This window comes from Pseudomonas sp. 01L34 (genome assembly GCF_056400265.1).
The window spans coordinates 643,538-660,611 of the sequence record NZ_JBFTSX010000002.1; the positions used below are offsets into that span (position 1 = coordinate 643,538).

General features: G+C 60.1%; 18 protein-coding genes. 8 read left to right on the forward strand and 10 right to left on the reverse strand.

The genetic code is table 11. From position 1 onward, the window contains the following. Positions 1–3: 3 nt before the first annotated feature. Both rssC and rssB read right to left on the reverse strand, forming a co-directional pair. Positions 4–486 (reverse strand): anti-sigma factor antagonist RssC, encoded by a 483-nt coding sequence (rssC, locus tag AC1DQM_RS07495; RefSeq protein WP_007935262.1) that lies wholly within the window; start codon positions 484–486, stop codon positions 4–6. Further along, on the reverse strand, positions 486–1,667 hold the full coding sequence (gene rssB / locus AC1DQM_RS07500; RefSeq protein ID WP_477745939.1) for a two-component system response regulator RssB: 1,182 nt from the start codon (positions 1,665–1,667) through the stop codon (positions 486–488). Before rssB ends, rssC begins: the two co-directional genes overlap by 1 nt. A gap of 276 nt (positions 1,668–1,943) precedes the next feature. Between rssB and AC1DQM_RS07505 the strand changes: the two genes are divergently transcribed. After that, positions 1,944–2,243, forward strand: a complete 300-nt coding sequence (locus AC1DQM_RS07505; RefSeq protein ID WP_007935265.1) for a PilZ domain-containing protein — start codon at positions 1,944–1,946, stop codon at positions 2,241–2,243. A 72-nt stretch (positions 2,244–2,315) separates the two neighbouring features. On the opposite strand, the gene AC1DQM_RS07510 is transcribed toward AC1DQM_RS07505, so the two are convergent. Further along, positions 2,316–3,005, reverse strand: coding sequence for an MlaA family lipoprotein (locus AC1DQM_RS07510; protein ID WP_138867187.1), 690 nt, complete (start codon positions 3,003–3,005; stop codon positions 2,316–2,318). A gap of 200 nt (positions 3,006–3,205) precedes the next feature. On the opposite strand from AC1DQM_RS07510, the gene AC1DQM_RS07515 reads away from it, so the two are divergent. Both AC1DQM_RS07515 and AC1DQM_RS07520 read left to right on the forward strand, forming a co-directional pair. Continuing rightward, a complete protein-coding gene (locus AC1DQM_RS07515) occupies positions 3,206–3,826 on the forward strand; it encodes an HAD family phosphatase (protein ID WP_477745940.1) in 621 nt (206 codons plus the stop codon). Positions 3,827–3,936: 110 nt separating this feature from the next. Then, positions 3,937–4,200 carry a DUF4404 family protein gene (locus AC1DQM_RS07520; protein ID WP_018928143.1) on the forward strand — a complete coding sequence of 88 codons (264 nt, stop codon included), beginning with the start codon at positions 3,937–3,939 and terminating at the stop codon, positions 4,198–4,200. Between the two features lie 85 nt (positions 4,201–4,285). Here AC1DQM_RS07520 and queF read toward each other — a convergent pair whose 3' ends face one another. Together queF and copI are read right to left on the reverse strand one after the other, a co-directional pair. Continuing rightward, the gene (gene queF, locus AC1DQM_RS07525) at positions 4,286–5,116 is read right to left on the reverse strand and encodes an NADPH-dependent 7-cyano-7-deazaguanine reductase QueF (RefSeq protein WP_477745941.1); all 831 of its coding nucleotides are present in this window, start codon (positions 5,114–5,116) and stop codon (positions 4,286–4,288) included. Positions 5,117–5,177: 61 nt separating this feature from the next. Beyond that, on the reverse strand, positions 5,178–5,714 hold the full coding sequence (gene copI, locus AC1DQM_RS07530) for a copper-resistant cuproprotein CopI (protein WP_477745942.1): 537 nt from the start codon (positions 5,712–5,714) through the stop codon (positions 5,178–5,180). A gap of 154 nt (positions 5,715–5,868) precedes the next feature. Between copI and AC1DQM_RS07535 the strand changes: the two genes are divergently transcribed. Beyond that, entirely contained in the window at positions 5,869–6,549 is a 681-nt protein-coding gene (locus AC1DQM_RS07535) for a heavy metal response regulator transcription factor (protein WP_064616953.1), read from the forward strand. Then, positions 6,549–7,895 (forward strand): heavy metal sensor histidine kinase, encoded by a 1,347-nt coding sequence (locus AC1DQM_RS07540; protein WP_477745943.1) that lies wholly within the window; start codon positions 6,549–6,551, stop codon positions 7,893–7,895. The genes AC1DQM_RS07535 and AC1DQM_RS07540 overlap by 1 nt, the downstream gene beginning before the upstream one ends. A 118-nt stretch (positions 7,896–8,013) precedes the next feature. Here the strand turns inward: AC1DQM_RS07540 and AC1DQM_RS07545 are convergent, their stop codons facing one another. The 3 genes from AC1DQM_RS07545 to AC1DQM_RS07555 all read right to left on the reverse strand — a co-directional run bounded on the left by AC1DQM_RS07545 (position 8,014) and on the right by AC1DQM_RS07555 (position 11,265). Further along, the gene (locus AC1DQM_RS07545; RefSeq protein ID WP_018928148.1) at positions 8,014–9,258 is read right to left on the reverse strand and encodes a lipoprotein-releasing ABC transporter permease subunit; all 1,245 of its coding nucleotides are present in this window, start codon (positions 9,256–9,258) and stop codon (positions 8,014–8,016) included. 65 nt (positions 9,259–9,323) lie between these two features. After that, on the reverse strand, positions 9,324–10,007 hold the full coding sequence (gene lolD / locus AC1DQM_RS07550) for a lipoprotein-releasing ABC transporter ATP-binding protein LolD (protein WP_018928149.1): 684 nt from the start codon (positions 10,005–10,007) through the stop codon (positions 9,324–9,326). 7 nt (positions 10,008–10,014) lie between these two features. Then, positions 10,015–11,265: a lipoprotein-releasing ABC transporter permease subunit gene (locus AC1DQM_RS07555; protein ID WP_018928150.1), complete on the reverse strand. Its 1,251-nt coding sequence runs from the start codon at positions 11,263–11,265 to the stop codon at positions 10,015–10,017. 94 nt (positions 11,266–11,359) lie between these two features. Here AC1DQM_RS07555 and AC1DQM_RS07560 point away from each other — a divergent pair, with 94 nt between their 5' ends. Then, a complete protein-coding gene (locus tag AC1DQM_RS07560) occupies positions 11,360–11,941 on the forward strand; it encodes a PilZ domain-containing protein (RefSeq protein WP_028939700.1) in 582 nt (193 codons plus the stop codon). Positions 11,942–11,954: 13 nt separating this feature from the next. After that, positions 11,955–12,677 (forward strand): glycerophosphodiester phosphodiesterase, encoded by a 723-nt coding sequence (locus tag AC1DQM_RS07565; protein WP_018928152.1) that lies wholly within the window; start codon positions 11,955–11,957, stop codon positions 12,675–12,677. Between the two features lie 42 nt (positions 12,678–12,719). On the opposite strand, the gene sthA is transcribed toward AC1DQM_RS07565, so the two are convergent. Both sthA and AC1DQM_RS07575 read right to left on the reverse strand, forming a co-directional pair. Next, the gene (sthA, locus tag AC1DQM_RS07570; RefSeq protein ID WP_477745944.1) at positions 12,720–14,114 is read right to left on the reverse strand and encodes a Si-specific NAD(P)(+) transhydrogenase; all 1,395 of its coding nucleotides are present in this window, start codon (positions 14,112–14,114) and stop codon (positions 12,720–12,722) included. A gap of 207 nt (positions 14,115–14,321) precedes the next feature. After that, positions 14,322–15,371: an FAD:protein FMN transferase gene (locus AC1DQM_RS07575; RefSeq protein WP_477745945.1), complete on the reverse strand. Its 1,050-nt coding sequence runs from the start codon at positions 15,369–15,371 to the stop codon at positions 14,322–14,324. Between the two features lie 146 nt (positions 15,372–15,517). Between AC1DQM_RS07575 and tcuC the strand changes: the two genes are divergently transcribed. Beyond that, positions 15,518–16,819 carry an MFS transporter gene (gene tcuC / locus AC1DQM_RS07580; RefSeq protein WP_064616948.1) on the forward strand — a complete coding sequence of 434 codons (1,302 nt, stop codon included), beginning with the start codon at positions 15,518–15,520 and terminating at the stop codon, positions 16,817–16,819. Positions 16,820–17,074 lie beyond the last annotated feature (255 nt).

The window sequence follows — 17,074 nt, forward strand, 5'->3', positions numbered from 1 at the left end:
TAATCAGTGACGCTCCAGCGCGTTCACCAGGTCATGAAACGCCTCACGGTTGGAGTCGTTCAGGCCCATGAGGATTTTGTGTGCTTCGAGGACTTTGATTCGCACCACTTCTTCGGACTGGTCCTGGTCTGGCAGGTCGGTCAGGCATTCAGGGCATGGGATCGGGCGGTCAACGATGTTGAACACTTGCTCGAAACCCATGGACTGCAGCAGACGGGTGATGTCTTCGTGGGTGGTGACGACAGTCGGCAACAGGCCGACTTTTTGCCGCGACAGGATCGACAGCTTGGCCAGCAGGCCCAGGGTGGTGCTGTCGATGCTACGGGTTTCGGTCAGGTCGATCACGATGGCGTTGAAGTTCAACGCAGTGAAGATCCGCTCAATAGTCGCATCCAACGCCGAACACAGGGTCAGGCGAACTTCACCGACGAACTTCAGGACGAAGGTGCCGTCCTGCTCGGCGAACTGGATTCTACCGGTACTCATTAAAGATTCCTGCTCAACACCAACAGGGCGATATCATCCGGCATCTCCCCTAGCGTGGCCAATCCAAAAACCTGGCGCAGACCATCCAGGCTGCCGCCCGCCGCTTTCACCCGTTGAGGCAAAGCAGCTTCTTTATCTTTGAGTGTGGGTTCTGGCAAAAGGTCCAGAATGCCATCAGACATCAGCGTCAAGCTGAATACCGGTGGCAGCTCCAGTACGTGATCTTCGTAGGAGGCTTCATTGAAGAGGCCCACCGGCAGACCACGCCCTTCCAGGTAACGAACACTGTCTGGCGTGTACAACACAGGCAACGGCAAATGACCGCCGATGCTATAGGTCAACAAACCTGTCTCCTCGTCGATGACCCCACCGACCATTGTGACGTGTTTACCCAGCTTACAACTGATCAGGCCCCGGTTGATATGACCAAGGACTTCTGAAGGCTTGAATTCCGGCAATGTGCCGTTGCGCTTGGATTCGAACAGCAAGCGCGTGGTCATGAACTTCAGCAGCACGGTAACGAAGGCTGAAGAGGCGCCATGACCGGAAACGTCCGCCAGGTAGAACGCTACCCGACGCTCGTCGACCCGAAAGTAGTCGACGAAATCGCCCGACAGGTACAGCGACGGGATGATCTGGTGCGCAAACTGGAACTCGTTGATGGTCCAGGGGCTCACCGGCAGCATGTTCATCTGCACCTGGCGACCGGCGTTCTGGTCTTCCTGGAGCAGGTTCAGGCTGGCTTCGAGCTCGCGGTTGGCCTTTTCCAGCTTCTCGCGGTAGCGCTGGTTTTCCAGCAGCAGACGCGCACGATCCAGGGCACGGCGCACGGAGTGCTCGAGTACGGCGAGATCTTCGAGAGGCTTGATCAGGTAGTCCGCTGCGCCCAGGCGCAGGGCCTCGACGGCGTCGTTCATCACACCGGCGCCCGAAACCACGATTACCGGGGTTTGCGGCGACAGTTCGGTGACCTGGCGAATGAGTTCGAGTCCGCCCATCTGCGGCATGCGCAGATCGCAGATGACCAAGTCGGGCTTGTCTTGCTCGAATACCTGAAGACCCTGCTGGCCATTGCTGGCCTGCAGGACACTGAAACCACTGTCTTCCAAGTAGGCCGCGAGGCTCGCACGCACTACTTCGTCATCATCGATTATCAGCAGCGTGGCACTGGTTTTTGGCATGTGGGCAAACGGCGCCAGAATTAGGTTGGCGTAGCAGGCTGGGCATTTGGCCCTGCACACACTACTGGATTCGCTTTCTAGCCTCTCTGCTGCACCGTTTTCGAGCGTTTGCCCTACTCACTGTTCCACCAGAGGTGCCCTTCTAAGGCGCAGACGGTACTCCCATCCGCGAGGCGTTTCAAGCTCACGCCGATGGTCGCTTGACGTCTTTACTTGTCAAATCACCGAGAGTTATAAGAACAGGCAAAACCGTAACCCAAAGGAAGGATCGAGCCCATGAGCCAAACCGATCGGGACTACAGCGAAAAGCGCGATTTCATCCGCATGCGGGTTGATGCCGATGTGTCGCTGATTCATGAAGGCGATGAGGTGCAAGCCGTCTGCATCGACCTTTCCAGCAGTGGCATGCAGCTGGAGGCGCCCCGCTCATTCAAGGTCGGTGACCGGCTCAGCGTGCGGATCGATTCCGATCACGCAGCGCTCAAAGGCCTTGAAGCCGACACCGAGGTGGTGTGGGTGAAAGCACAGGACGGTGGCGGCCAGAAACTCGGGCTTACAATCCTGAAGATGAAATAGCCCTGACTTCACCCGCAAGCCAAACGAAAGAAGGCGGCCAATTGGCCGCCCTCTTCGTTTTACCGGTCGAGATTAAAAATCGTCTTCGACCTTACCGTCCTTGACCTTGAATTCGCGGTTTTGCAGGTATGCATTGCGAATAAAGGTGTATTTGTCGCCAGTGACCAGTTTCTCGGCCGACAACAGGCTGGCGCGAGTGTCGACGATGTTCAGGCCGTAAATCGAGTTACGTACCGGTATATCGTTGATGTAAGGGTACGGACCGGTATAGCCATCGACATACTTGGAAGGCGTATCACGCAAGGTGCTTGGACCCAGCAGCGGCAGCATCACGTACGGGCCGCTGCCCACGCCCCAGTAACCGAGGGTCTGGCCGAAGTCTTCGTCGTTGCGGTGCAGGCCCATCTTGGTGCCCACGTCGAAGAAGCCCAGCAGGCCGAAGGTGGTGTTGAAGATCAAACGCGCGGTGTCGACGCCAGCCGCAGCGGGCTTGGCCTGCAACACGTCGTTGGCGAGGTTGGTCACATCGCCGACGTTGCGGAACATGTTGTGGATGCCGTCTTCCAGGAACTGCGGTGTGACGAACTGGTAGCCCTGAGCCAACGGCTTCAGTGCGTAGGTGTCGACAAAGTCGTTGAATTTGTAGATCGGGCGGTTGATGCTTTCCCAAGGGTCTTCTTCCGTGGCGGCCTGAGTCGCAAACGGAACCAGCAATACACTGGCACACATACAAAGCTGAGCGAGTCGATTGCTCCAGCGCATAGAAAAACTCCTTGGATTGTACTGACGCGGGCGCTTGGCCCAGGCGCAAAGACCGCTAGTATATGACGGAAAACCCGGTTTAGGCAGCATCGTGCACGATGGTCTACGAACGACGCCTCCTGACGGCGAGCGATTCACATCCGTGTCACTCGATTGTCATCGTCCACGAATAGCCTTGTCGCTATTTCAGGGACGTTTCCATGCCGCACGCCGAAGTCTTGCCCCTTGCCGCACCGAATCTGACCGCCGTGCTGTTCGGTCTCAGTGGTTGCCTGGTGGATTTCGGCGCGCGCACGCGTCTGCACGGCACCGTTTCTGCCGAGCACGCCGAGGTCACGCCCGGCGCCCTGGAGAGCCTGTCCAGCTTGCAGCGACAACGGATTCCCTGCGCCTGGCTTGATGAACTACCCCCTGCCCTCAGCCATTCTCTGGCCGTCGCACTTCCGGCCTGGATCAAATCTTTGCAACACTCGGAAACAATCAATCCATGGCCGGCCCCGAATGTCTGCTGGCAAGCCTTGATGGCGCTGAATGTCGAGCGCCTGGACGGTTGCGTGCTGGTCAGCGGCGAGCCGCGACTGCTGCAATCGGGCCTGAACGCCGGGCTGTGGACCATCGGCCTGGCGTCGTGCGGCTCGCTATGCGGGCTCGCGCCGAACGAATGGCAAGCCTTGAGCCAGAAGGAACGGGAACACTTGCGCGGCAAGGCGACGGTGCAGTTGTTCGGCCTGGGCGTGCATTCGGTAATCGATCATCTGGGCGAGCTCGACACCTGCCTGGCCGATATCAGCCTGCGTCGGCTCAAAGGCGAAAAGCCCTGACTGAGATCATGCAGGTTGCGCGCGAGTGGATTAATCTAAAGGTCAGCCATAGACCTTTTGGCGCGCCGCTGCGGTCTATGCCAGTGCCTATTGATAAAAGGAAGAACGCCATGCCCGCCCGCGAACTGCAAGATCAGCTCAATAAACTGCGCGAGCAATTGGAACAGAATCCGCCACTGACCGAAGCCGAGCGCGAAGACCTGCACGCGCTGATGCAACAGATCCAACTGGAGCTTGAGCTGGAAACCAAAACCCAGGACACCAACCTCGCCGACAATGTGAATCTGGCCGTCGAGCGCTTCGAACTCGAACATCCCACATTGGCCGGCACCTTGCGCAACATTGTGCAAGCCTTGGGCAATATGGGGATCTGAACCTGCCAGATGCAAAAAAGCCCCGCTATCGATAGCGGGGCTTTTTCATATCCGGGATGTGCAAATGCAATCCCACACTGGCTCTTTATTGTCGGACCAAGCGATGGTTCGGCAGTTGCACCTCTTCGGTGCTGCGATACGGGTTGATGTCCAATCCACCACGACGCACATACCGCGCGTACACCGTCAATTTCTCCGGCTTCAGCAACCGCTGCAGGTCGAGGAAAATCCGCTCTACGCACTGTTCATGGAAGTCCGAGTGCTGGCGGAAGCTCACGATGTATTCCAGCAAACTCGCGTGATCCAGCGCCGCGCCACGATACTCCACCACCACGCTGCCCCAGTCCGGCTGACTGGTGACCGGGCAGTTGGATTTGAGCAAGTGGCTGTGCACGCACTCTTCAACGATGCGCAACTCATCGCAACGCAGCAGTTCCGGACGCGGATGCTCATAGTTGCTGACACTGATGTCCAGGTCATCGATGCACACGCCCGGCAACGCCACGACGCCTTCCGCCTCTACCTCTTTCAGGCTGCGAACCCGCACGCCCACCGGTTTGCCGGCAGCGGCCGAGAGATCTTTCACCAGCGTCGCTTCAAGGCTCGCGGTGTCGGCAAATGGCGTCTGGTTCAGCGAGTTGAGGTACAGCTTGAACGACTTCGACTCGATGATGTTCGGCGAATCCGCCGGGATGCTGAATTCGCCGATCGCCACCACAGGCTTGCCGGACGGCAACAGCCACGACAGCTCGAAGCAGTTCCAGAAGTCCACGCCCTTGTACGGCAGGGTTTGCGCGGTCAGGCCCAACTCGGCCCATTTCGCGGCGCGCGGGATCGGGAACAGCAAGGACGGCGTGTAGGTGGCGATGTATTCGCTGGATTTGCCCAGCGGCGAATGTTCGGCTGCGGGATGCATGGCGGAAACCTGACTGAAGAATCAGCGGATTCTACCAGCCTTTGCTCCCGCCTTTGAGTGCTTACTGACTGACTGTCAGTTTGCCGACCATACCGGCCTGGTAATGGCCGGGGATGTTGCAGGCAAATTCCAGGTTAGTGGCCTTGGTGAAGGTCCAGGTCAGCTCGGCGGTTTTACCCGGCTCCACCAACACACTGTTGGGGTCGTCATGCTTCATGCCGTGATCCATGGCGCCATGATCCATTCCGGCCATGGAACCGTGGTCCATGGCCTTCATGCCTGTAGGCATCAGCATGCCGCTTTGCTGCATCTGGAGCATTTCCTGCTGATGCCTGGCATGCATCTGTGCATCGCCGAGGTTGAATTCATGCAGCAACTGGCCTTTATTCACCAGTACGAGACGCACGGTTTCCCCGGCCTTGATATCGAGGGTCTTGGGGCTGAAGGTCATATCGCCCATTACCACTTCGACGCTGCGGGTGGCCTGGGCGGCCGAGGCCGGTTGACCGAAATCGTAGGTCTGCGCCGGTGAGGCTTCCAGCCCTAAACTCAGAGTCAGCAAACAAGCGGCCAGTGCCAGACGCTTTTGCAAAAACATAGTCGCACTCCAACAAGATGAGGTTCAGCTTGTGGGAAACTCTACCCCGTCGGCTCTGCCAGCTACCTGACAGGCAGATTACAACTTTGTCAGGTTGGCCTGCTTCCTCGCCGCCCACGGTATAACGCACCTGTTCAAACTGCCCGAGTCGCCCATGAAACTGCTGATCGTCGAAGACCAACCGAAAACCGGCCATTACTTACGCCAGGGCCTGACCGAGGCTGGCTTCAACACCGAACTGGTGGCCGATGGCACCACCGGCCAGCAACTGGCCTTGAGCGGCGATTACGCCTTGTTGATTCTCGATGTGATGCTGCCTGGACGCGATGGCTGGCAGATTCTGCAAGCGGTGCGCAGTGCAGGCCTGGACACGCCGGTACTGTTTCTGACCGCACGAGACGCGGTGGAGGACCGAGTCCATGGCCTGGAACTGGGCGCCGACGATTACCTGGTCAAACCTTTCGCCTTCTCCGAACTGCTGGCCCGGGTTCGCAGCCTGCTGCGTCGCGGCAGCGCCACGCCCCAGGAAACCAGCTTGCAACTGGCCGATTTGCGCCTGGACCTGATCCGTCGCCGGGTCGAGCGTAACGGTCAGCGCATCGACCTGACCGCCAAGGAATTCGCCCTGCTGGAAATGCTCCTGCGGCGCCAGGGCGAAGTTCTGCCCAAGTCGCTGATCGCGTCCCAGGTGTGGGACATGAATTTCGACAGCGACACCAACGTCATCGAAGTGGCGATCCGCCGGTTGCGCCTGAAGATCGACGACGATTTCCCGAACAAGTTGATTCACACCGTGCGCGGCATGGGTTACGTCCTTGAAGAGCGCCCCGCCTGATGCGCCGGCTTTCATTAAGCAACCGCCTGGCACTGCTGTTTGCCGCCTGCACTGCGGTGGTGTCGTTGTTCGCCGGGGTGTTGTTCAGCCGCGCCAGCGAGGCGCACTTTGTCGAGTTGGACCAGCAGTTGCTGGATGACAAATTGATTGGTTTACGCCGGGCGCTGGATGACATTCAGGCCGGCGACGCCGAAGCCAGGTTGGCCGATGAATTGAGCCGACAGGCCGATCTTTCGCTGCGCATCATTAGCAGTGACGGCCAACGCATGTACGACAGCTCGCCCAGCGTGCCCAAAGATTTACCGCGCAAACCTGGCCTGTCGACGGTGAGCGACGATGGCACCGATTACCGCGTCCTGAATGCACCGCTGTTCCTCGACAAACCCGACTCACCGCAACTGACCTTGTTGCTGGACATCACCCATCACCAGCACTTTCTGCAGCGCATGCAGCACCTGATCTGGCTGACGGTCGGCCTCTCGGCCCTGGCCACCGCCCTGCTCGGTGCCTGGGCGGCGCGCAGTGGTTTGCGTCCGTTGCTGCGCATGAGTGCGGTCGCCAGCGGCGTGTCGGCGCAATCACTCAACGCCCGTCTGCCGGAAGCAGACATGCCACCGGAGCTTGCGGAAATGGCCCGCAGCTTCAACGCCATGCTCGGACGTCTCGATGACTCTTTTCAGCGGCTCTCGGCCTTCTCCGCCGACATCGCCCATGAACTGCGCACACCGCTGTCGAACCTGCTGACCCACACCCAAGTCACCCTCACCCGCCCTCGCCCCCTTGAGGATTACCGCGAGGCGCTGCACAGCAACCTCGAAGAACTGCAATGGATGGCGCAACTGGTCAACGACATGTTGTACCTGGCCAAGGCTGACCACGGTTTGCTGATGCCCAAGCGTGAACCGCTGGACCTGGCGGAAGAAGCGGATGTGCTGCTGGAGTTTTTTGCGCCGCTGGCCGAGGACGCCCGGGTGAAGTTGAGTCGTGACGGCCACGCGAGCATGCAGGGCGATCGCAGCATGTTGCGCCGGGCACTGTCCAATTTGCTGGACAATGCGTTGCGGTTTACCCCGGCTGGTGGTGAGGTGCGGGTAAAGATCGTCGAGCAACCGGCAGGCTTGAGCCTGACCGTTGAAAACAGTGGTGAAGGGATTTCCGAGGACCTGGTGCCGCGTTTGTTTGACCGCTTCTACCGGGCAGACCCCGCGCGCCGTGAAGGCAGCAGTGAGCATGCGGGATTGGGATTGGCGATCACCCAGTCGATCATCCGCGCCCATGGCGGGCAGATTCGTTGCGAATCGGCCCAGGGGTGGACGCGGTTTGTGATTGAGTTACCGCAAACCTGATCATTCCCACGCTCTGCGTGGGAATGCAGCCAGTGACGCTCTGCGTCACATCAGGAGCCGAACGCAGAGCGTCCGTTGAGGCATTCCCACGCGGAGCGTGGGAACGATCATTGGGGACTCACGAATACCGCAACGCGGTAGCCGGCTCGACTTTCGCCGCCCGCCACGCCGGATAAACCGTCGCCAGAAAGCTCATGATGAAACCGGCGGAGCAGATCAACAGCACATCCGCGCCCTGCAATTCGGACGGCAAGTTGCTGACGAAGTACACATCGGAACTGAAGATGTGCTGCCCGCTGACCCGCTCCATCCAGCCCACCAGTTCACTGACGTTCAACGCCGCGATCACGCCCAGCACGCCACCGATCAAGGTGCCGACAATCCCGATCACCGTGCCCTGTACCATGAAGATCGCCATGATCTGCCGAGGAGTGGCGCCGATGGTTCGCAGGATGGCGATGTCCGCGCCCTTGTCGTTGACCACCATGATCAGCGTGGCGATGATGTTGAACGCCGCCACGGCGACGATCATCAGCAACAACAGGCCGATCATGGTTTTTTCCATCTTCATCGCGCTGAACAGACTGCCCTGGGTGTGAGTCCAGTCGTCAGCCTTGTAGGCGGCGCCCAGGCCGGTCGCGATGTCGCTCGATACTTGCGGCGCGGCGTACAGATCCTTCACCGCCAGGCGCACGCTCTGTACCTGATTCGGTTGCCAGTGCTGCATCTGCGCGGCATCGGCCATGTGGATCAGCGCCATCGAACCGTCCAGTTCGGCACCGACCTTGAACACGCCCACCACGTTCAGCCGCTGCATGCGCGGGGTGATGCCACCCGGTGCATTGCTGACTTCCGGCACGATCAGGGTGATCTTGTCGCCGACGTTCAAGCGAAAGCGCCGCGCGGTGATCTCGCCGATCACCACGCCGAATTCGCCCGGCTTCAAGGCGTCGAGACGCCCCTGAACAATGTGCTTGGCAACGATCGAGACCTTGCTTTCCAGCGCCGGATCGACCCCGCTGACCTGGATCGGCTGCATGGTGCCCTTGTAGGACAGCATGCCTTCCATCTCGGTGAATGGCACGGCGGCGGTGACTTCAGGATTCTTCATCGCCGCGGCGGCCACCGGCTGCCAATCGTCGATAGGGTTCACGCCGACGATGGTCGCGTGGGGCACCATGCCGAGGATGCGCGAACTCATTTCGCGCTGGAAGCCGTTCATCACCGACAGCACCACGATCATCGCCAGCACGCCCAGGGCGAGGCCGATCATCGAGGTCATCGAGATGAAGGAAACAAAGCGATTGCGGCGCTTGGCGCGGGTATAGCGCGTGCCGATAAAGATCGATAACGGTCTGAACATTCGCTGGGGCACCGTATAAAAATAAAAGACCCGACGCACTGTTCAGTGTGCCGGGTTTCAGCCAATCAGATGGGGGTCAGGCAACCTTCCTGCAAATGCAGGACGCGATCCATCTGGCGAGCCAGGTTCATGTCGTGGGTCACCACCAGGAACGCCGTGCGCATCGAGGTGCTGAGTTCCAGCATCAAATCCTGAATGCCCTGGGCGGTGTGGGAGTCGAGATTGCCGGTCGGCTCGTCGAGCATCACCAGGCCTGGCTTGTTCACCAGGGCGCGGGCAATGGCCACACGCTGGCGTTCGCCACCGGACAATTCCGCCGGCTTGTGCTCCAGGCGATGGCCCAGCCCTACCCGCTCCAGCAACGCCGTCGCACGCTGACGCGCTTCCGGGATCGCGGTCTTGCCGATTAGCAACGGCATGCAGACGTTTTCCAGCGCGGTGAACTCAGGCAGCAAGTGGTGGAACTGGTAAACGAAACCCAGCGACCGGTTGCGCAACAGGCCACGGGCCTTTTCGTTCAGGGCCGAGAGCTCTTCACCGGCCAGCCAGACGCTGCCCTTGGTCGGCGTATCGAGGCCGCCCAGCAGGTTGAGCAAGGTACTTTTGCCCGAACCCGACGTACCGACGATCGCCACGCGCTCACCCGGATGCAGTTCCAGTTGCAGACCGGCCAGAACCTCTACCGATTCCGGGCCTTCCACGTAGGATTTGCCCAGGTTGCGGCAGCTCAAGATTGCTTTATCACTCATGCCCGACTCACTCATAACGTAGCGCCTCCGCAGGCTGGGTGCGCGCGGCACGCCAGGCTGGATACAGGGTGGCGAGGAAACTCAGGACCAACGCGGCGGCGCAGACCATCAACACGTCCTGGCTCTGCACTTGCGACGGCAGGTAATCGATGAAATACACGTCGGCGTTCAAGAACTTGTGGCCGATCAGCCCTTCCAGGGCCGCGATCGCGGCGCTGACGTTCAGCGCGGCGAAGATCCCGACCACGGCGCCGATCAGTGTACCGACCACACCAATGACCGTGCCCTGGACCATGAACGTCGCCATGATCGAACCCGGTGTGGCGCCCAGGGTACGCAGGATCGCGATGTCGCCCTTCTTGTCGTTCACCACCATCACCAGCGTGGAAATGATGTTGAACGCAGCAACGGCGACGATCAGCAGCAACAGCAGGCCGATCATGGCTTTTTCCATGCGGATCGCCTGATACAGATTGCCGTGGGTACGAGTCCAGTCGCGGGCGTAGTAACGGTCTTCGCCGAGCTGCTGGGCGATGGTCCACGCGGTGCGCGGTGCCTGGAACAGGTCGTCGAACTTCAGTCGCAGGCCCTGGACCTGATCCGGTTGCCAGCGGTGCAACCTGGCCAGATCCTGCAGATTGGTCAGGCCCAGATAGCCGTCCAGCTCACCGGCGCCGACATGGAAGATGCCGACCACGGTAAAGCGTTTCATGCGCGGGAACATCCCGGCCGGGGTCACGGTGACTTCCGGCGCGACAAACGTCAGCTTGTCGCCAACCGCCGCGCCGAGCTTGGCTGCCGCCTTGTCGCCGATGACGATGCCGAAACTGCCCGGCGCCAGGTCGTCGAGTTTGCCCTGCTGCATGAAGTTATCAATGATCGACACCTGCCGTTCCTGCACAGGGTCGATGGCATTGAGCAGCACTTTGGAAACCTTGCCGTTGTTGGTCAGCAGGCCCTGCATCTGGACGAAGGGCGCAACCGCCGCCACCTGCGGGTTCTGCTTGACCTTGGCGGCCAGGCTTTGCCAGTCGCTGATCGGCTCGCCGGACTCGATGGTTGCGTGGGGCACCATGCCCAGCACACGGGTGCGCATCTCATGATCGAAGCCGTTCATGACCGACAGCACCACGATCATCACGACCACGCCGAGGGCGAGTCCGATCATCGAGGTCAGGGAAATGAATGACACAAAATGATTGCGACGTTTTGCACGGGTATAACGCGTGCCGATAAATACGAAGAGAGGTCTGAACATGTCGGGGCTTGTTCGGAGGGAAAAGGAACGTCCTTGTGGCGGGGGTCGATAACCAGCTTTACACTCAGACCACCGCCGCTACCATGGGTTCGCCATGTCGACATTAGATGAAGAAGATCGCCGCGAATACTACCGTATCGAGGACACGATCGCACTGGAAATTCGGCCCCTGTCTGCTCCCGAAGCAGCAGGCCAGGAAGTGTTGCAGGATGCTTCCCCGCTATTCAACCTGCTCAGCGAACTGCACCTGAGCGAATTCGAGTCGCAACACCTGTTGCGCCAGATCAACGAACGCGACCGAGCCATCGCCGCGTTCCTCAAATCACAGAACAAACGCATCGATCTGCTGAGCCAGGTGGTCGCCCTGACCGTGCTCGGACAGATCGGCGAACCGCAGCCGGTGATCATCTCCGAAGGCGGCATCGACTTTCAGCATCCGACGCCCATTGCCGTCGGCGCGCACCTGTCGGTCAAGCTGGTGCTGATGCCACAAGCCCTCGGCCTATTGCTGCGGGCCCGCGTCACCCATTGCGACCGCAAGGGCGGCGGCTACGACGTCGGCACCGAATTCGAATACCTGTCCGATGCCCAGCGACAACTGCTGGCCCGCTACATCTTGCAGCGACAGGCACAAGAACGACGCCTGGCGCGCGAACAAAACGAAAACGGCCATTAATTAAGGAAGAACCGTGACTCTCATCTACGGCCATCGCGGCGCCAAAGGCGAAGCACCGGAAAACACCCTGACCAGCTTTCAGCAATGCCTCAAGCACGGCGTGCGCCGCTGCGAACTGGACCTGCACCTGTCCAAGGACGGCGAGTTGATGGTGATCCACGACCCGACCCTCAAACGCACCACCGACCGCCGCGGCAAAGTGGCCGAACACACGGCTGCGGAACTGGTGACCTACGACGCGCGCAAGGGCGGCCCAGGCTGGATCAAACCCTGCCCGATCCCGACGCTGGAAGAGTTGTTCGAAAAATGCGATTTCGAGCACTGGCAGCTGGAAGTCAAAAGCGCATCACGCACCCGTGCCGCAACCACCGTGCTGGCGATTCGCGAAATGGCCCAGCGTTTCGGCATACGGGACAAGGTCACGATTACCTCGAGTTCACGCGAAGTGTTGAAAGCCGCGCTGGACCTGGTGCCGGACGTGTCTCGCGGACTGGTGGCCGAGTACGCCTGGCTCGACCCGCTGAAGGTCGCGCAAAACTATGGCTGTGAGATGCTGGCGCTGAACTGGACCCTGTGTACGCCGGAACGCCTGCAGAAGGCGCAGCGTCAGGGGCTGCATGTGTCAGTGTGGACAGTCAACGAGCCCGCGCTGATGCGCAGGCTCGCCGACTTCGGCGTTGACAGCCTGATTACAGACTTTCCCGGTTTGGCCAGCGCCACGCTCGAGAATTGCTGAAATCGGTCTCCCCGGCCGGCTCAGGCCACCGGCCGGAGCCGCTCAAAAAAGCCGGTTGAGGCCATCGTACGCCGCTACCCGATAGGCTTCGGCCATGGTCGGGTAGTTGAACGTCGTGTTGACGAAGTACTTCAGGGTGTTCTGCTCGCCCGGCTGGTTCATGATCGCCTGACCGATGTGCACGATCTCCGATGCCTGATAACCGAAGCAGTGAACGCCCAGCACTTCCAGCGTATCGCGGTGGAACAGGATCTTCAGCATGCCTTGCGGTTCGCCGGCGATCTGCGCACGCGCCATGCCCTTGAAGAACGCCTTGCCCACTTCATACGGCACCTTGGCCTGAGTCAGCTCCTGCTCGTTCTTGCCGATCGAGCTGATCTCCGGAATGGTGTAGATGCCGGTCGGCACGTCATTGACGAAACGCCAGCTGCCGTTGTCGACGATGCTGCCAGCGGCCGAACGGCCCTGGTCGTGGGCGGCACTGGCCAGGCTTGGCCAGCCAATCACATCACCGGCGCCATAAATGTTCGGCACGCAGGTGCGGTAGTTCTCGTCGACTTCGATCTGGCCACGGCTGTTGACCTTCACGCCGATGTTTTCCAGACCCAGCTGATCGGTGTTGCCGGTACGGCCGTTGCACCAGAGCAAGGCGTCGGCCTTGATCTTCTTGCCGGACTTGAGGTGCAGGATCACGCCGTTGTCCACGCCTTCGACGCGGTCGTAGTCTTCGTTGTGGCGAACCGTGATGTTGTTGTTGCTGAAGTGATAGCTCAGGGCCTGGGAAATTTCCGAGTCGAGGAAGCTCAGCAACTGACCACGGTTGTCCACCAGTTCAACCAATACACCCAGACCACTGAAGATCGAGGCGTATTCGCAGCCGATCACGCCGGCGCCGTAAACGATGAGTTTACGCGGGGTGTGGCCGAGGCTGAGGATGGTGTCGCTATCGTAGATACGCGGGTGATGAAAATCGATGTCCGCCGGGCGATAAGGACGCGAACCGGTGGCGATGATGATGTGCTTGGCCACCAGTTTTTCGACCACGCCGTTGGCGCAGACGACTTCGATGGTTTGCTCGTCGGCGAAGCTGCCGGTGCCGAAGAACACGTCGACGCGGTTACGGGCGTAGTAGCCGGTGCGCGAGGCGACTTGTTTGGAGATGACTTTTTCAGCGCTTTTCAACACGTCCGGGAACGAGAACCAGCGCGGCTCACCAATGGCCCGGAACATCGGGTTGGTGTTGAACTGCATGATCTGCCGGACCGAGTGACGCAAGGCCTTGGACGGGATGGTGCCCAGGTGGGTGCAGTTGCCGCCGACCTGGCGACGGCTATCGACCATCGCCACCTTGCGCCCTGCCTTGGCAGCGTTCATTGCCGCGCCTTCTCCCGCCGGGCCGGAACCCAACACCACCACATCGTAGTTGTAGACAGCCATGCGTACTCCTCAGAACAGGCCGCGGCACCCTCGGCGCCTGCGGCTAAATCACGCCGATCGGCGGCGTGAAGGAACAATTTGGGGCCAGTGCAGAACCCGGACACAGTCTATAGAAGCGTCAACGCCGCGCACATTAACCCTTGGTCGCGTCGTAGGCTAGTTTTGCCTGCACTACAAAGCCATCGAAAAATGCTTTTGCAGCCGCAATCACTCGGTTTTCTCACCGGCCAGGCGCTCAAAAGCCTGATTGGTGCGTGTGACAAAACCTGTATCGGCACGAATCACAAAGAATGCAGCAATGTCATGCGTTTGGGCATATTCCCAACCCCGTTCAGGGCCAAGAATCAGCAACAGCGTCGATAAGCCATCGGCCATCAACGCTGAAGGATGAATCACCGTGACTGACGCCAGGGCGTGTAGGACCGGTGTTCCGGTGCGGGCATCGAAGGTGTGGGAATAGCGCCGGCCACCCTGCTCGAAATAGTTACGGTAGTCACCGGAGGTGGACACGCCATAGCCGTCGACGGCGATGACACGCTCGGCCACTTGCTGATCATCACGGGGTTCTTCCAGGGCGATGCGCCACGGTGAGCCGTCGAGTTTTTTACCGACGGCCTTGAGTTCGCCGGTGGCTTCAGCGAGGTAGTCGTGGATGCCCAGCGCTTCGAGTTCGGCGGCAATCGTGTCGACCGCGTAACCGGCAGCGATGCTGTTGAAGTCGACCTCGACCGCGGCATCCTTGCACAACTGGTCACCGTCAATGCGCAAGTGACGGTGGCCGACGCGCTGCTGCACCTCGGCCAGTGCTTCGGCGCTCGGGACTTTTTCCTCACGCGCCTGCGGGCCAAATCCCCAGAGGTTGAGCAGCGGCTCCACCGTCAGGTCGTAGGAGCCGTCACTTTGCAAAGACAAGCGCTCGCCGACGCGGACCAATTCGAGGATCGGCGCAGGCATTGTCTGGCAGTGGTTGGCGGGCAGGTTATTGAAGCGTTCGATGTCGGAGTCACTGCGATAGGTCGACATTTGCCGATCGACATCAGAGAGTATTTTTTCGACCTGGACGCGGACTTCCGCCGGTGCGGGAAGACCGGCATGGCGCACGTATTGGATCGAATAGCGACTGCCCATGGTCGGGCCGTCGAAGCGTTCCAGGCTGTCGCCGTTGCCACAACCGGACAAAATGCTGGCCAGAACCACAAGTCCACTCCACCGTCCAGTTAACAAATCTTCATCTCCCCTCAAAACCGCGCCCGCCATTATGGGCTTCAGAGCGCATGGGAGCGAGCCTGCTCGCGATAGCGGTGACCGGTTTTACGATTGCTGCGCAATCGAACGGGAGCAAGCTCCCTCGCCACATAGGTGCAGCGCTTTCAAACAAGATCGACCAGAGTGAGTACCTACACATGTCTTCCAATACGAGCAAAGGCAAAGCGATTTTTCGCGTTGTCAGCGGTAACTTTCTCGAAATGTTCGACTTCATGGTCTACGGCTTTTACGCCACGGCCATTGCCAAAACCTTCTTTCCCGCCGATAGCGCGTTTGCTTCCCTGATGCTGTCTCTGGCCACTTTCGGGGCCGGTTTCCTGATGCGTCCGCTGGGGGCGATTTTCCTCGGTGCCTACATCGACCGCCACGGCCGCCGCAAAGGCCTGATCATCACACTGGCGTTGATGGCCGCCGGCACGGTGCTGATTGCCGGTGTGCCGGGTTATGCCACGCTGGGCGTCGCGGCGCCGCTGATCGTATTGTTCGGTCGTCTGTTGCAGGGCTTTTCAGCAGGCGTGGAACTGGGCGGTGTGTCGGTGTACCTCGCCGAAATCTCCACACCGGGCCGCAAAGGCTTCTTCGTCAGTTGGCAGTCCGCCAGCCAGCAAGCCGCGGTGGTATTCGCCGGCCTGCTCGGCGTGGGTTTGAACCACTGGCTGAGCCCCGACCAAATGGGTGAGTGGGGCTGGCGCGTGCCGTTCCTGATCGGCTGCATGATCGTGCCGGCGATCTTCGTGATCCGCCGTTCGCTGGAAGAAACCCCGGAATTCCAGGCACGCAAACACCGCCCTACCCTGCGGGACATCGTCCGCTCGATCAGTCAGAACTTCGGCATCGTCCTCGCCGGCATGGCGCTGGTGGTGATGACCACGGTGTCGTTCTACCTGATCACCGCCTACACCCCGACCTTCGGCAAAGCCGAGCTGCATCTGTCGGATCTGGATGCGTTGCTGGTGACGGTGTGCATCGGCCTGTCGAACTTCTTCTGGCTGCCGGTGATGGGCGCGCTTTCCGACAAGATCGGCCGCAAACCTCTGCTGCTGGGCGCGACGATTCTGGCGATCCTCACGGCTTATCCGGCGCTGTCGTGGCTGGTGGCGAACCCCAGCTTCAGCCACTTGCTGATTGTCGAACTGTGGCTGTCGTTCCTGTATGGCTCGTACAACGGCGCCATGGTGGTGGCCCTGACCGAGATCATGCCGGTAGAAGTGCGTACGACCGGTTTCTCCTTGGCCTACAGCCTGGCGACCGCAACATTCGGTGGTTTCACCCCGGCGGCCTGTACGTACCTGATCCACGTGCTGGACAACAAGGCAGCGCCGGGGATCTGGCTCAGTGGCGCGGCGGTGCTGGGGTTGATCGCGACACTGGTGTTGTTCCGTGGCAATCGGCATGCGTTGCGCACGGCGCAAGCGGCTGTCATCAGAGGCGCTCACTAAAAGGAACGCAGTCAGGTGCAGAACCTGTAGGAGCGGGCTTGCTCGCGAAGAGGGAGTGTCAGTAAACACTGATGTTGCCTGACACACCGCCTTCGCGAGCAAGCCCGCTCCCACATTTAATCGGCGTGCCCCATAGGTTTTAGTTCGCTTCGGTCCACATGCAGCCAAGGCGGCCCCTCTGCAAATCTGGCCTCCAGCCATGTCTTGAACGCCATGAGCGTCGACTGCGCGATGTTCAGGCAGTATCGGTATTCG